At 61.0% G+C, this 14,970-nt stretch carries 10 protein-coding genes; 4 read left to right on the top strand and 6 right to left on the bottom strand.

Translation table 11 applies throughout. From position 1 onward, the window contains the following. Positions 1-31 precede the first annotated feature (31 nt). On the bottom strand, positions 32-3,820 hold the full coding sequence (locus ACOAP0_RS13790; RefSeq protein WP_498376865.1) for a DUF748 domain-containing protein: 3,789 nt from the start codon (positions 3,818-3,820) through the stop codon (positions 32-34). 136 nt (positions 3,821-3,956) lie between these two features. Here ACOAP0_RS13790 and ACOAP0_RS13785 point away from each other — a divergent pair, with 136 nt between their 5' ends. The 4 genes from ACOAP0_RS13785 (at position 3,957) to xylA (ending at position 8,721) form a co-directional block, all read left to right on the top strand. Further along, the gene (locus ACOAP0_RS13785; protein ID WP_498376864.1) at positions 3,957-4,541 is read left to right on the top strand and encodes a hemerythrin domain-containing protein; all 585 of its coding nucleotides are present in this window, start codon (positions 3,957-3,959) and stop codon (positions 4,539-4,541) included. Between the two features lie 158 nt (positions 4,542-4,699). Next, positions 4,700-5,878 (top strand): ROK family transcriptional regulator, encoded by a 1,179-nt coding sequence (locus ACOAP0_RS13780; protein ID WP_313868859.1) that lies wholly within the window; start codon positions 4,700-4,702, stop codon positions 5,876-5,878. 2 nt (positions 5,879-5,880) lie between these two features. Continuing rightward, positions 5,881-7,323, top strand: coding sequence for a xylulokinase (gene xylB / locus ACOAP0_RS13775; protein ID WP_498376863.1), 1,443 nt, complete (start codon positions 5,881-5,883; stop codon positions 7,321-7,323). A gap of 81 nt (positions 7,324-7,404) precedes the next feature. Beyond that, on the top strand, positions 7,405-8,721 hold the full coding sequence (gene xylA / locus ACOAP0_RS13770) for a xylose isomerase (protein WP_498376862.1): 1,317 nt from the start codon (positions 7,405-7,407) through the stop codon (positions 8,719-8,721). Positions 8,722-9,007: 286 nt separating this feature from the next. On the opposite strand, the gene ACOAP0_RS13765 is transcribed toward xylA, so the two are convergent. From ACOAP0_RS13765 to ACOAP0_RS13745, 5 genes are all read right to left on the bottom strand, one after another. After that, entirely contained in the window at positions 9,008-10,057 is a 1,050-nt protein-coding gene (locus ACOAP0_RS13765; protein WP_498376861.1) for a protein kinase domain-containing protein, read from the bottom strand. Then, positions 10,054-10,533 carry a hypothetical protein gene (locus ACOAP0_RS13760; RefSeq protein WP_498376860.1) on the bottom strand — a complete coding sequence of 160 codons (480 nt, stop codon included), beginning with the start codon at positions 10,531-10,533 and terminating at the stop codon, positions 10,054-10,056. The genes ACOAP0_RS13765 and ACOAP0_RS13760 overlap by 4 nt, the downstream gene beginning before the upstream one ends. A gap of 157 nt (positions 10,534-10,690) precedes the next feature. Beyond that, positions 10,691-11,560: a DNA adenine methylase gene (locus ACOAP0_RS13755; protein WP_498376859.1), complete on the bottom strand. Its 870-nt coding sequence runs from the start codon at positions 11,558-11,560 to the stop codon at positions 10,691-10,693. A gap of 28 nt (positions 11,561-11,588) precedes the next feature. Further along, complete coding sequence (locus ACOAP0_RS13750) at positions 11,589-13,250, bottom strand: ATP-binding protein (protein WP_498376858.1); 1,662 nt, start codon at positions 13,248-13,250, stop codon at positions 11,589-11,591. A gap of 432 nt (positions 13,251-13,682) precedes the next feature. Next, complete coding sequence (locus tag ACOAP0_RS13745) at positions 13,683-14,852, bottom strand: MFS transporter (RefSeq protein WP_498376857.1); 1,170 nt, start codon at positions 14,850-14,852, stop codon at positions 13,683-13,685. Between the last annotated feature and the right edge of the window lie 118 nt (positions 14,853-14,970).

The raw sequence follows: 14,970 nt of genomic DNA, 5'->3' as shown, positions 1-14,970 counted from the left end.
CTCTGGAGTGAGCTTTCGGTAAGCGAAAGACTTAGTTGCCGCCGATCTCCAGCTCGGATTGCGGTTTGGCTTCCGACGCGGGACCGCCGGTCTTCACCGCGCCCAGGAACAGGCGCTCGGCGGCCAGCTTTTTGCCGGCGAGGTATTCCTTCACCGTTACCGCCCGCTGCAAGGCCAGGTTGCGGATGTCATCCTCATTGGCGCTCAGGTTGGCCAACAACAAGGCCTCCATGTCGGCCACCGCGATGTCTTTGGTCAGGCCCACCAGGTTGCGCGGCTTGGTGATATCGGAGCGGCGGTACACCGAGCGCAGCAACACCGGCATTTCTTCAGTGGTGTAGCTGGCGACCGCAGCGGCATCTTTGCCCTGTGCGCTGGTGGTGCGGCGCTTTTCTGCCAACAGCAAAGCCTTGAGCTTTTCACGCTTGGCAGCTTCGCGTTCGGCCTCCAGGTTGGCAGAGCCCACCACTGTGAGTTTGAGTGCCGGCCGGTCCTGCAGGGCCTGTGCCACTTTGTCCAGGCCGGCGCGGGCTGAATCACTCAAGCCTGCACTGCCTGGCGCAAACGCCACGCTGCTGAGCTCGGAGCCACCGGCCCCGCCCCCGAAGGCATTGGCCAGCAAGCTGAAGGGCGCGGTAATCGCCTTGGTCACCAAGTTGGTGATCACCTTCCAGATCACCGGACCGATGCGGAACTGCGGGTCGTTGAGCGAGCCACTGATGGGCAAGTCCAAATCAATCACGCCATTACGGTCTGCCAACAAGGCCACCGCCAGCTTTACCGGCAGGCTGGCGGGCGCACCCTCCACCTTGTCGCCAAAGGTCAGTTGGTTGAGCACCAGCTTGTTGGTTGCGGTGAGCTGGCCGTCAGGCTGCACGGTGTAGTGCACATCCACACTCAGCTTGCCGCGCTCAATACCGTAGCCGGCGTACTTGACCGCGTAAGGCGACAGGGGCGAGAGTTCCAGATCGCGCACCAGCCCCTTCACATCCAGGGCCAGCGGCTGCGCCAATGGGTTGAGCTTGCCCAGAATTTCCAGCGACGCGGTGCCTTCCGCACGGCCCCGCAGCTCCAGGTCGGCCAGTTGCACCACGCCACCGGTGGGCTGGTTGGAGAAGCGGCTGAGCTTGCCGGTGAGGTCGGTCAAGTTGGCCGTGTAGTTGGGCTGGATAAAGCGGTCCGAGAACAGCACCCGGCCGTTGACCATGCTGATGGGCCCCATCTGGATGATGGCGGCCGGGCCGGCCGAAGCGGTACTGGTGGCAGACGCAGCGGCCGCAGGTGCCACTGCACTGGCCGCAGCTGCTGCCGGCTTGGCGCCATCGGCAGCGGGCGGGGCGGTCTGCCCCAAATCTTGCAGGTTCAAGCGGCCTTGGGGGCTCACGATCAGGCGGGCATAAAAGTCAGACAGTGCAGCCTCGCGCACCTGCACTTTGGTGGCGGTGCCGGGCGCCATGTTGAAGTCGATGCCCGGCACATTCAGCGCCTTCCAGCTCAGTAGTTCTTCGCCCAGGCTCTCTGCGCCTTTGCCGGTGGTGTTGGCCTTGAAGTCTTCCAGCGCGGCATCGCCCTTCACGCTCACCTCGGGGCCATTGGGCAGCGCGGCATACCGCACCTGGCCCTTGAAGCTGGTGTCAGCGCGCAACACATCAAGTTTCAGGACGCCGCCGGCGTAGGCGGCAAAGGCGTGGGCAGGCAAGTCGGTGATGTCCACCTCGCCTTGGGCGACCACCGGGTCCCACATCACGTTGCCGGTGTAGCGCAGGCTGCCGGCCTCGGCCTGGCCGGATTTCAGCTTGGCGGCTACTTGCAGCGGCATGGGCTTTTTGCCGTCGGGTTGTATGTTTTTGGCTTGTACCTGCAGGCCGCTCAGCTCCACCCGCACCGGGCGCTCAGGCAAGCGGTCTGCAAACACCACGTGGCCTTCTTCGAGCTTGAACTCACCTACATTCAGCTTCCAGGGTGCGGGTGACTTGGCCACCTCAGCCTTGGTGCCGGCAGGTTTGCCGGCAGCAGCCTCTGCCACCGGTGCAGCTGCAGCCTCGGTGGGCTTGAGCCAGCTTTCAAACATCCAGTGGCCATCTGCATCGCGGCGCACGCCGCTGCTGGGCTTTTGCAGCAGCACCTTGCTCACCGTCGCACTGCGCGCCAGCGTGTCTACCCGCACATCGCTCACTTCCAGCAGCTTGAACTGCGGCATGTCCGCCGAGCTGGGCCCGTTGTTGGTGGCATTCGCGTTCCCATCCACGCTCCTGTTCGCACGGGGTTCTGCGGCCGGCTTGTCGCTGATCAAAGCCACATCCCGCAAGGCCAGCTTTTGCACCACGGCCGTCTGGCGCTGGCCGTCCCAGGTGATGTTCATACGGGTGTCCGCCTGCCCGCGCAAGCTTGGCACCAGGTAGGGCGACACATAGCCCGACACCAGCCCCAGCCCGAAGTCCGACACGCTGGCCTCGGCTCTGCCGGCGTCCACCGTGCCTTCGCCTTGCAAGCTGATCTGGGTAGCGGGTGCTTTGGCGCCCGCAGCAAGGCTTTGCAAACGCGCCTTCAGGTCCAACGTGGCGGCTTCCTTCATAGGCCACTGCAGCTTGGAGATGGTGACCTGGAAGTCCCGCAGCCCCAGGCGCGTGGCCGGCGCGGTGACCTGATCTATCCAATCCACCGAAGCGTCCTTCAGTGCCAGCGTATCCAGCTGCAAGGCCCAAGGCGTCGGCGCTGGTATTTCAGCATCTTTTTGACCACCAGCGCCCGTGGAATCTGCGCGAGCAGCTACGTTATCAGGAGCGGTTTGTTTTGCCGGCGCAGGCGGCAAAAGATTCAGGCTGCCATCCGCGGCGCGCACCACGTTGAGCACGGGCGCATTCAGGGTGATGCCCGAGAGCTTCACGCTGCGCTCCAGCGGGCGCACATCTGCCAGGCCCACCTGCAGGCTGTCAGCCGAGAACAGCGGCTTGCCCTTGGTGTCTTGCACAGCCAAGCGGCTCACGGTGACTGAGCCGGACAAAGTCACTGCGGTTTGCGGGCTCTGCACAAAGCCCAGTTTGATGTCCGCATCCACCACCGCGCTTTGGGGCTTGACCGGCAAGTTGGCCGGCAGATAAGGCAAATAAGGCGCCAGGTCCAGCTGGCTGATCTTGAGCTCCGCATCCCCCTTGCGGCTTTGCGCGAACGGCGTACCTTCGGCCTCCGAGTCGAAATGGCTGCCATTGAGCACAAAGGCCAATCGGGGCGAGACCAGCACATCGCGCTTGGAATCGAAACTGCTCAAAAACGGCAGGCTGATCTGCAAATCCCGCAGGGTGTGCACGCGCTCAGCGCCACCGGCGCGGTCGGTGTAGTCCACGCTGCCTTGGTTCAGGGTGAGGTTGTAGACCGCAAACTTTGGCGTGGATCCGGCAGGTGTGTCGTCGGGCTTGTTCAGGCGCTGGATGATGTCGTCAATGTCGTAGCGGCCCGCGCCCAGGTGGGTGAGCTGCACCTTGGGCGCATCCACGGTGACTGCGTCAATCACCGGTGCCAGCCGGAACAGCGACTGCGCCTCGGCATCCACATACACCCGGTCCAGCGAAAACTGCACGCCCTTGCCATCGGCGGTGGCCACCGCAAATTCCCGCACCGTGAGCTCCAGCGACCAGGGCGAAAACGCAATGCTCCCGATGGTCACTTGCCGGCCCAGCAGCTCGCTCAGGCGGCTTTGCGCCTGGCTTTTGACCAGCGGCGGCACCGCGGCCCAGGCCAGCGCCCACAAAGCCAGCAAACCGCCAAGCCCCCAGGCCAGTCGGCGAAACCAAGGGGAAGAAACAAGAGCGCGTGGATTCATAGGACAGCAGATTCGTGGAGTAGCGTGCCCCCTGATGGTACCCAAGCCACTGTGGCAAAGCAGCGCCCTGTTGACTTGCATCAAGCTGCCACAGCCCCCGCCATGGGAAGCTCGCGCCCAGCCTGAGGAGCACTCCATGAAACAAAGCAGCCTTCAAATCATCAAAGACGAGCACGCCGCGTTGCGCGCCATGTTGCAGTCACTCACCATGATGCTGGACCGCGGCCCGGGCGATGAGCCCGAAGGCTTTTTTGACGTGGTGCGCGCCATGCTCTTCTACATTGACGAGTTCCCCGAAAAGCTGCACCACCCCAAAGAGTCCAACCTGCTGTTCCCGCGCGTGGCGCGGCTGGCCCCGCAGGCCATGGAGGCCATCGTCCAGCTTGAAGAAGACCACGCGCACAGCGAAGCATCCGTGCGCGACCTGCAGCACCTGCTGCTGGGCTGGGAGCTGATCGGCGAGAGCCGCCGCGCTGCTTTTGACACTGCCGTGCGCCGCTACGTGCAGGCCTACCTGGCCCATATGCAGCTGGAAGAAACCGCCATCCTGCCTATTGCCCAGACCACCCTCACCGACCAGGACTGGGCCGAACTGGACGCCGCGTTTGAAGCCAACCGCGATCCGCTGGCCACCAAAGGCCAGCGCGATCCGGTGTACGACCGGCTGTTCACCCGCATCGTGATGCGGGCACCTGCGCCCATTGGCGTGGGCGAAGCCTGAACTTTTTTGCCCCCGGCCGCCCCTGGGCGGCAAATAAGTAGGCATTTCTCGCACCACAGGCGGTGTGAAAACCCTAGTTGTTGGCATGATCGCCGTTGGTAAATAATTCGACGGTTCAACAAAAGCCTTCGCATCCTGTGCGAGCGGCTCCCCAGATCATGAAAACAACAGGCGACCAACAGCTAGTCAAGCGCATCAACCGCAGTGTGCTGCTGCGGCAGCTGCGGGCGCAACCCGGCCTCTCACGTGCCCAGCTGGCCACGGAAAGCGGGCTCACCAAGTCCACCGTCAGTCTGCTTGTGCGCGAGCTGATTGACGAAGGCTGGGTCACCGAGACCGACGTCACCACCACCCAAAGCCAGGGTCGCCCCTCCACGCCCCTGCACATCGACACCCGCTCGCGCGGGCTGATCGGGGTGGAAGTCGCAGTGGAGGCCCTGCGCGTGGTGGGCGTATCGCTCACCGGCCAGGTGCTGTGCGCGGCCGAAGAGGCACTCAACGGCACCAAGCCTGAAGACGTGTGCCGCCAGGCCGCCCGGCTGATTGCCCGCACCTACAAGCAACTGCAACAGCGCAACATCGAGGCGCTGGGCGTGGGCGTGGGCTTGCCCGGCGCGTTTGACGAGGCCACCGGCATGCTGCGCTTTGCCCCCAACCTCGGCTGGCGCAATGTGGACCTCATGCCCCCCATTGCCGAGGCGCTGGCCAAAGCCAAACTGCCCGAGCTCAAGGTGCACCTGCAAAACGAGGCCGACACCGCGGCGCTGAGCGAATACGAGTTTTCTGATGGCGATGCCAAAGACTCTCTGATCTTCGTGACCTGCGGCGTGGGCGTGGGCGCCGGCATTGTGCTCAACGACCGGCTATTTACCGGCGTGCAAGGCATGGCCGGCGAAATCGGCCACAACATTCTGCAGATCGACGGCCCCTTGTGCTCCTGCGGGCGTCGGGGTTGTGCCGAAACTTTCTTCGGAGCCCGCACCCTGGCCAAGCTGCCAGACCCCACCCAAGGCGGCCACTACCTGGGCGTGGTGTTGCAAAACCTGTGGACCACCTTCAACCCCAGCACCCTGGTGGTGGGCGGCCCCTCGTGCGACACCTACCCCGGCATCGTCAAAGCCGCGCAAGACACCCTGCAGCGCTACGCCGATGCAGCCGGCATGGCCGCCCCCACCGTGCGCCCTGCGCGTTACGGCCTGCTGGCATCCGCCGTGGGCGCTGCCGCGCTGGTGCTGCACCACGAGCTGCGTCCCATGCACACCGGCACCCCTTTGGCCGCTGCGCGCCAGGCCGACAGCGAACCCCTTTCTCACACCACAACGACAACCGCGGACTAACTATGTTTCTTGGAATTGATATCGGCACCTCCGAGGTGAAGGCCCTTTTGCTCTCCGATGACCATCGCATCATCGGCTCGGCCGGCACATCGCTCAGTGTGTCGCGCCCGCACCCCGGCCACAGCGAGCAAAATCCGGCCGACTGGTGGTCTGCCACCCAAAGCGCCCTGCTCAAGCTGCAAGCTGCCCATCCGGCCGACTACGCTGCAGTGCGCGCCATCGGTCTGTCGGGCCAGATGCACGGCGCCGTGCTGCTGGACGCGCAAGACCGCGTGCTGCGCCCCGCCATTTTGTGGAACGACACCCGCTGCGCCCTCGAGTGCACCGAGATGATGGACGCCCTGCCCGGCCTCACCGACCTGGCCGGCAGCCTGGCCATGCCCGGCTTTACCGCGCCCAAGCTGCGCTGGGTGGCCAAGCACGAGCCCGAAATCTTCCAACAAGTGGCCAAAGTGCTGCTGCCCAAAGACTATGTGCGCCTCATGCTCACCGGCGAATACGCCTGCGACATGTCTGACGCCAGCGGCACCCTTTGGCTGGACGTGCAAAAGCGCGACTGGTCTGACGCACTGCTCGCCCTGACCAACCTGAACCGCAGCCACATGCCCCGCCTGGTAGAAGGCAGCGCCCCCGGTGGCCTGCTCAAAACCGACGTAGCCCGCCTGCTTGGCCTGCACCCCGGCATCGTGGTGGCAGGCGGCGCGGGCGACAACGCTGCCAGCGCCGTGGGCATGGGCGCGGTGGACAGCGGCCAAGGCTTCTTGTCGCTGGGAACCAGCGGCGTGCTGTTTGTGGTGACGCCCAGCTACCAGCCCAACGCGGCCAGCGCCACCCACGCTTTTTGCCACGCGGTGCCCGGCCGCTGGCACCAAATGAGCGTAATGCTCTCTGCCGCCAGCAGCCTGCAGTGGGTGACCGACCTGCTGGGCGCGCCCAACGCCGGTGTGGTGGCCGAAAAGGCCGGTGCCCTGAGCGCGGCGCAGCGCGCTGCATCACCCCTGTTTTTGCCCTACCTGGGTGGCGAGCGCACCCCGCACAACGACGCCAACGTGCGCGGCAGCTTCCACGGCCTGAGCTTCGACACCGACGCCGCCCGCCTGGGCTACGCCGTCATAGAAGGCGTGACCTTCGGCCTGAAAGACGGCCTGGCCGCCCTTAACGCGGCTGGCAGCACCGTGACCCGCCTCTCGCTGGTAGGCGGCGGCGCGCGCAGCACCTTCTGGGCACAGCAGCTGGCCACCGCGCTGGATGTGGAAATCGTCACCCATGGCAGCTCAGCCGTAGGCGGCGCCCTGGGTGCAGCCCGCCTTGGGTGGCTGGCCACAGGCGCTGCGCAGGCCGATGTATGCCTGAGCCCCGAGGTAGACGCCACCTACCGCCCCGATGCCGCCGAGCAGCCCCTGCTGCTGGAACGCTACGCCACCTTCCGCAGTCTGTACCGCTGATACGGGTAAGCCCTTGATCCACAAGGGCGCCCTTTCATGATTTAATTCGACCACACAACTAAACAACCCCGAGGAAACGCCATGAGCCATTACTTCCCCACCGTCGCGGCGCCCGTTGCCTATGAAGGCCCGCAATCCACCAACCCGCTGGCCTTCAAGTGGTACGACAAAGACCGCTTGGTCCTGGGCAAGCGCATGGAAGACCACCTTCGCTTTGCCGTCTGCTACTGGCACACATTCTGTTGGAACGGGCTGGACCCGTTTGGTGGAGACACCTTCCAGCGCCCCTGGCACTCCATGACCGACCCCATGGCCGCCGCCAAGGCCAAGGCCGAAGTGGCTTTTGAGTTTTTTGCCAAGCTGGGCGCGCCCTACTACTGCTTCCACGACCGTGATGTGGCCCCTGAAGGCGCCACCCCGCGTGAGAGTGTGAACAACCTGCGCGAGATGGTCGACATCCTGGGCGCCAAACAGCAAACCACCGGCATGAAGCTGCTGTGGGGTACGGCCAATCTGTTCAGCCACCGCCGTTTCATGTCGGGTGCGGCCACCAACCCCAACCCCGAAATCTTTGCCATGGGCGCCTTGCAGGTGAAGGAGGCCATGGACGCCACCCTGAAACTGGGCGGCGAAAACTACGTGCTGTGGGGCGGCCGCGAAGGCTACGAGACCCTGCTCAATACCCGCATGGGCCACGAGCTGGACCAGATGGGCCGCTTCCTGAACATGGTGGTGGAGTACAAGCACAAGATCGGCTTCAAGGGCACCATCCTGCTCGAACCCAAGCCCCGCGAACCCTCCAAGCACCAGTACGACTTTGACACCGCCACCGTCTACGGCTTCCTGTGCCGCTACGGCCTGGAGAAGGAAATCAAGGTCAACATCGAAGCCAACCACGCCACCCTGTCGGGCCACAGCTTTGAGCACGAAATTGCCACAGCCATTGACCTGGGCATCTTCGGCTCTATCGACATGAACCGCGGCGACATGCAGTGCGGCTGGGACACCGACCAGTTCCCCAACAACATCCCCGAGACCGCGCTGGCGATGTACCTGATCTTGAAGGGCGGCGGCTTCACCACCGGCGGCCTGAACTTTGACGCCAAAGTGCGCCGCCAGAGCATCGACCCCGAAGACATCTTCCACGGCCACATCGGCGGCATGGACGTATCGGCCCGCGCCTTGCTGATCGCCGAGAAGATGATCACCGACGGCAAGTTCGCCCAAGTCACCGAAGACCGCTACGCCGGCTGGAAAGGCAGCTTCGGCCAGGACGTGCTGACCGGCAAGCTCGGCCTGGACGCCGTAGCCCAACGCGTGCTGGACCAGAACGCGGACGTGCAACCCGTCTCCGGCCGCCAGGAGCGGATTGAGAACCTGCTGAACAGCTACATCTGAGTTGAGCCGCTAGACAGCGGAAAGACGAAGGCCCCGCAGGTGAATGCCTGCGGGGCCTTTTTTTATCTGCTTTGGGCCAGTTGCGGACCATAGCGAATGACTGCTTTACGGACCTGTTCTCGCTCTAAACTTTCGATCAAGATTCACCCGATTGAGGGATAGCGAGATAGCGCTGTTGACGACAGAATTGCAGAGAACAGCCGCCGATCAGCGTTCAGAACTTGAATGGCTGCAACTGCTTGAGGTCTTTGATGCGCCAGCCGGGAGGCTAGCACTGCCGCGCCGCCTAGTACGGTGAGTTTGTTCGCTCGTGCGGCGGAAGATGCCATTCAGGATCGCAGCCGTGGCTCACGTACTCATCCAAAGCGGCGCCTTTCCTGCTTAGAAGCTCATAGTCATGGTTATGCAACTGCGCCATAAACGCGGTTGCGCTCACTAGGTCTATGCGCTCTGCTGGATTCACCCGCAGCATCAGTTTCTGCAGTTTTTTCAAATGATAGTCATTGATGCTTTGGTCGATAGCTTGGTCAAGTCGGACCTGGAGACGACCATCGCTGATGCTGGCTGCGAAGTGGCCTAGCGAGTCCGCCACCTTCAAGAGCTGCCCCGTCGTCATTTTGTGAAGCAGCAGACCCAGACCCCAACAGTCGAGCTTGCCAGGGGACTGCATTGCATCGGTGTATCCTCCCGTGAGGAACTCGGGTGCCAGGCTATAGAAGGAACCAGCAAAGCGTTTGTGATGGTCTGACCACAAGTCAGCATCGAAGGTCTCTTCATATCCAAAGCGGAATGGCGAGATCGACGCACCGAGATCAAGGATTCTGACCTCCGGAGATTCTGGCTTTCTGGCAAGCCAATCAGTCATATTAGATAGAAAGAAGATATTCCCCGGATGCAAGTCCCCGTGAACATGACCACGGAGTGCTTGATGGTACGCCCAGACAACTCGGAAGAAGGCTCCGTGCAGTTCGTTGGTTTCGCCAAAGCCGGAGGACGGTATAAGCGTCTCAAGTGACGTCCCGTCAACGAACTCCATGAGATACCCACGAAGGAGGCCGTCCGATGACACGAAGCTCGTATAAATCTTGGGCAGGACGTCCGAGTACATGAGCATCTGCTGATGGTTCTGAAGTTCGTTAAGGAACCGCTTCTCCGTGATGGCATGTGGGCCCATGAAGAAGAATTTCGCTACCGCCTTCTTGGAACCGTCCTCAAAAAGCGCGGTGAAATTGGTGCCGCCGCCCGGCAACGGCGATACGTACTTAAACCCATCAATGATTTCGAGGCCGTTGGTGCGAAGAAACTGGTCGAGGTTTTGCAACACAGGAGCGTTCATGCCAGTTCTTTAATGACTTCGTACCCAAAGGAATCAGCCGCGAGCATCACTTCGCAGTTGCTCGCTGCCGCCGCGTCTAAGCCTTGGTTCTGAAGGCAGTTGTATCCAAGTATGTCCATCTCCGCAGTGATCTCTTCTGAAGTGGGTGCTGTGCCGGCAAAGCGATTCTGAAAGCTGTCGAAGAGGTCGTAGACCCAGTTGCTATAGCAAAGTTTGTAGTCACCGATGGGCCAAATGTTGATCATCACCGCTCCGGGCTCAAGGTAATTTGAAGCCTGCGCGAAGCTCCCAGTTGCAAAGAGCGCTCGCGAGCGAAATCGCGTCTGGAAGTGGTCATAGAACCATTGATCGGCTGCGTCGTGTACAACAAGTGGCGTAGTGCGTGGCCTCCGCGGCCGCTCCAGGTATGGATTTGGGAAGACTCCGCCCTGGGCGAAGTTGGCAGGAAAGTGGTGAGCTCGATACAGTTTTGTCATGGGCGAGAGTATGTTCGCTGATGTCGGATGCGGCAGCGGATAGTTGAAAACCAGTGGCGCTTATACCGGAGAACGACCGCACTTGAGCACCGAACCAAATGACTTGGACATCTGCTTTGGGGCGTTACCGGCCCTTCGGCGACAGGTGCCTCATGCGTCAGGCCGCAATCTTCTCCATCGTATCCCGCGGTGCTTGAAGACGCTTGCTGAAAAACATGACTTCTGAGCCTGTGTAACGGCGCTGTGCTGTGTAGTGGAGTCCGTACGCATAAGGTGTGGCGTATGCGTACATCTCTCTGATTTCATCAGCGTTGTCATATGACACGACCCACGGTCGGCTGAAGCGCTGCTTCCCCAAAAGCTGTGCGATCTTCACGTGGTCGTCGTGTTTGTAAAAGTTGCGGTACAGACCCGCGCCTTTGACGTAGTAAGGCGGGTCTAAGTAGATCAGTGATTTGGCTGGCAAAAACTGGTGGCAACGCCGCAGCAGTTCATGTGCATCTTCTTCATACACATGGATGCCCTCGGCGTGTTGGCCAATGCGTTCCAGACGCTTGCAAAGCTCGTCACGCATAAAGCGGGCATCAATTCTGTAGATCCCCGCTTGCGCCTTGCCGCCAATAACACCACCTTTCAGGATGCCTGAACGGTTGGTCCGGTTCATGAACAGCGTGGCAAAGCCACGTTCCAGCTCCGTTCCGGCTTCTTGCCCCAGCATCACTCCACGCCAGTGGTGCCACGCATCCATGGTGATGGGCTCGGTAGCGACCATGGTCACCAACTTGGTGGTTTGCTGGGTTGCCACACGCCAGAAACCCGCAATGGCGGGGTCGGCATCGTTGATGTGGATGTGCTCAACGACGTTGTCGATTAGCAGAGACAACGCAACGCCAGCTCCCCCAGCATACGGCTCAAGGTAATGGCCGCCGGCAAGCTTGTTGGTGGTGATGACCTCTGCGATCAACGGGGCAAAGCGAGCTTTGCCACCGGGGTAGCGCAGAGGGGTGTACAGCTTGTTGGAGTACATGGATAAACAGGTAGGCGGGTAGCTTACCTCATGCCTTGTCTTTCAGCCGACCTGCAGTGCGGGCGACAGCAGCCTCAAAGGCGGCTTCAAATTTATCCACCTCAGGTTTGTACACCACAGCCCACTGTTCTATCACCCCCCAGTTTTTCAGCTTGGTCCAGTGCTTTTTCCACCAAATTTTGGTCTTTTCCCGCTTGGTGCTTTCACCATCACCATCTTGGAAGAAGTTAACGTAGATTTTGTCAGTGGTCGGGTTTTGCGTGTTGAGATTAATCAGTGCTTTGCGCAGTGGACCGTCCGCGGTATCAGAGATGTCGCGCAGGAATTGTTTGGTGGTGTTTTCCAATGATCGCGCAACACCGGTTGTGCCGGGCACATTGGGCAACTTGACGATATTGCCTCTTGCAGCAGCTTCTTGATGTACGGATGTGTCTGCATCCACGATCAAGACTCTGTCTAGGAATAATGGGTCTTTTTCCGGGAGCTTTACCAGATGTGATCCACCTATGCCCAGTGGAATCCAGTTGATGTGAACTCCGTACTTTTTGGATAAGGCTGTTTTTTTCGCTGCAGGGATCAAACTGGCGCAGAACTGAGCTGCCTCGTCGTCCTCGAAGTAAACGGCAAGCTTGGGTTTAGCCTTCCTAGTCGGCTTTTCCTTGTCCTGCGTCATGGACATGTCGCTCAGCATGGCCTGAAGTGATTGATCAGTGGCCAGTCTGGGGTACTTGGTGTCCAGTAGGTAAATCACCTTGTCGGGGGCATTGGCGTTCCCGTTGCCATCCGGGTGGATGGCTTCAATGAGTCGCGGCGAGTGTGTGGTGGCGATGATTTGCAGGTCAAGTTGATTGGCGTAGGTTTTCAGTGACTTGGCGAGCCGTTCAATGGCGTGCGGGTGGAAGCCCACATCCATTTCGTCGATAACCAGCAGTCCCCCTGGATATGCCTCTCCCATTTCGCGTTTCAACTGGTTGAATGACGCCAGCGCTGTCGCCATGCTACCTAGGCTGTCCTGCCCCATGGATACGGCGAGCGCGTCATGGTTTGTGTAGCCAGGTTGAGCGGTTTTTTTCTTGGAGCCTTTGATGGTCTGGTGGGTCACGTCTGTGTTCAGTTCGGTGCCATGAATCACTGAGCTGACAAAGGCCACCATCAGGGTGCTGTCGGCAAGGTGCATATCCAGCTGGCTGCTGGCTACTTCTTTTTCGTCGGCTTCACCTGCCGAGGCAAGCCGTCGCATTCCAAGGTATATGGTCGGTAGAGGTATCTTGGCATCTTGGCCTACCGTGTCATCTTCAGCTTTATCTATGGTCCGTGGAACGACACGAGCACGTTTCCACTCGGTACGTTGGGTCATTGCACAGCGTTTTTTGACCTCGATGCCATTGACATTGGCTGTAACAACTGGTGCAGAGGCCAGATCCTTCTGGGCTTCAGCCACTTCGGCCAAAGCCAAATACACGATGCGTTCGATGTTTGCGTAGTAGGGCTCACCAAAATAGCTTTTGGGGCCACCGCGCTCAGTGATACCGAATGTGTTGGCAACCAGGCCCAAGATTGTGGATTTACCAATCCCGTTGTGCCCTGCGATGAGGGTAAGCCGATGGGCGAACTCAATGTTGATATTGCCTAACTTGCGGAATGGGGGTTTCCCAAACGTCAGTGATTTAACCTGAACCTTGGCTGCCACAGAACCTCCTGAATATTGTTCATCTGCATGGTGATGCGCTCCCTGTGCCGAGAGCTATGCGCATCTTATCGAAAGTACTGGGCCGTCTGCGTGCTGGAGTCGAGGAACGTCGCTGCAAAGCGTCGTTCAGGATCGGTATTCGATTGCGCGAATACCCGCTTGGGCCGGGCAACACAGCGTTGCATTGCTGTGTCTCATACGGTCTTCGATTGTCATTGGGCCTAATGACTGCTTAGTAGCAGGCATGGTGAATCCGCCTTGCGGAGACCACCCGCAGCAATCGCTGCAATATGCGACCGCTGCAAGCACGCCTCATTTGTATCTGATCGGATGTCCGCTTTCGGGCAACCACTAAAAGAATGTAGTGGTCCGCTTTGGGTCGAAAGCAAGCATCAAATTCGACTCCAGCGCCCATAGAACATGCGCAACCAGCTATCTTTTCAATAGCAACCCCACCATCACCACACCCACCGCAGCCGCAAACCACATCAGCGCAACGCTGCTGGTCGCGGTCATGGCGCCGCCGGCCACCACCGGGCCGACGACGGCGCTGAGCGAATAGGCCATCGATAGGCTGCTGACGTTCCAGGCCATGTCGGGTGTGGGGGTCTTGGTGGCGGCGATGAGTGACAGGGTGAGGAAGGCGGTGATCAGCCCGCCCAGCACAAACATGGTGGCAAACGCCACAGTCACACCGGGCACGCAGGCCAGCAATGCCGCGGCCAAGGCGGTACCCAGCGCGGCCAGTGCGCCAGCAGCGCGCAGGCCCCAGTGGTCAGCCATCCAGCCCACGGGGTATTGCAACAGCAGGCCACCCAACCCGAAGGCGGTGAGCAAATGGGCAATGCCTTCAGCCTCAAACCCGCGGTCGCCCGCGAACACGGCAAACAAGCCGGCCAGCGCCGACTCCAGCATGCCGCCGCACAGCGCGATCAGCAGCCCCTGCCTGAAGATGCGGTGCGGCCACGCCGCGTGGGCGGACTGGCGCCAACTGTTGACGTGGTGCACCTCCTCCACCGGCGGTGTGCGGGCGAATGCCAACGGCACCAGTGCTGACACGGTAAAGCCCACGCCCACCCACAAAATGGTGTGGCCCTGCACGCCCACCCAAGCGGCAATGGCCGGGGCCACCACGGGGGCGGCGGCAATCAACGTTTCATGAAAACCCACCAGGCGCCCGCGCGCATGAGCGGGGGCAATGTTGTAGAGCCAAGGCTCCAGCCCCACCCAGCGCAGGCCCATGCCCAAGCCGGCCAGCAGGCCGCAAGCCAGGTACGCGGGCCACGGCAAAGACGCCATGGGCACCCATGCAATGCCCAGCAGCGCCACCACCGAGCAGGCCAGCCCCACCACCACCACGGTGCGTGCGCCCCAGTGGCGGCACAGCCAAGGCGCCAAGCCCAGCCCGGGCATTTGCCCCATCCACAACGAAGCCGCAAAAAAACCAAGCTGCGCCGCGCTCAAACCCTGCAGAGCCAGCCACACCGGCACGATGACAAAGATGATGCCGAACTGACCGATCTGGGCCAGGGTAGACACGATGTTGAGCGCGGTGATGGTGCGCCAGTCGTAGGCGCTCGGGGTGGGGTTGGTGCTGGACATGGAACGAAACCGAAGGCGGGGGTGGGAGTCTAGCCGGTTCCAAAACCGGGCTGAATATTGAATTTTTCGATCACAGATGATCGATTTAAATCTAAATTTCGGCTTATTCTACTATTTG

It is taken from the genome of Curvibacter sp. Hmag1.1, from assembly GCF_059769165.1.
Note: the sequence above shows the minus strand (reverse complement) of the source record. Positions and strands in the feature narration are given on the sequence as shown.

Bases quoted from the DNA above. Each gene is read 5' to 3' on its own strand.
- xylB (WP_498376863.1), top strand. From the start codon at position 5,881: ATGTTTCTTGGAATTGATATCGGCACCTCCGAGGTGAAGGCCCTTTTG.
- ACOAP0_RS13780 (WP_313868859.1), top strand. From the start codon at position 4,700: ATGAAAACAACAGGCGACCAACAGCTAGTCAAGCGCATCAACCGCAGT.
- ACOAP0_RS13765 (WP_498376861.1), bottom strand. From the start codon at position 10,057: ATGAACGCTCCTGTGTTGCAAAACCTCGACCAGTTTCTTCGCACCAAC.
- ACOAP0_RS13745 (WP_498376857.1), bottom strand. From the start codon at position 14,852: ATGTCCAGCACCAACCCCACCCCGAGCGCCTACGACTGGCGCACCATC.
- ACOAP0_RS13760 (WP_498376860.1), bottom strand. From the start codon at position 10,533: ATGACAAAACTGTATCGAGCTCACCACTTTCCTGCCAACTTCGCCCAG.
- xylA (WP_498376862.1), top strand. From the start codon at position 7,405: ATGAGCCATTACTTCCCCACCGTCGCGGCGCCCGTTGCCTATGAAGGC.
- ACOAP0_RS13755 (WP_498376859.1), bottom strand. From the start codon at position 11,560: ATGTACTCCAACAAGCTGTACACCCCTCTGCGCTACCCCGGTGGCAAA.
- ACOAP0_RS13790 (WP_498376865.1), bottom strand. From the start codon at position 3,820: ATGAATCCACGCGCTCTTGTTTCTTCCCCTTGGTTTCGCCGACTGGCC.
- ACOAP0_RS13785 (WP_498376864.1), top strand. From the start codon at position 3,957: ATGAAACAAAGCAGCCTTCAAATCATCAAAGACGAGCACGCCGCGTTG.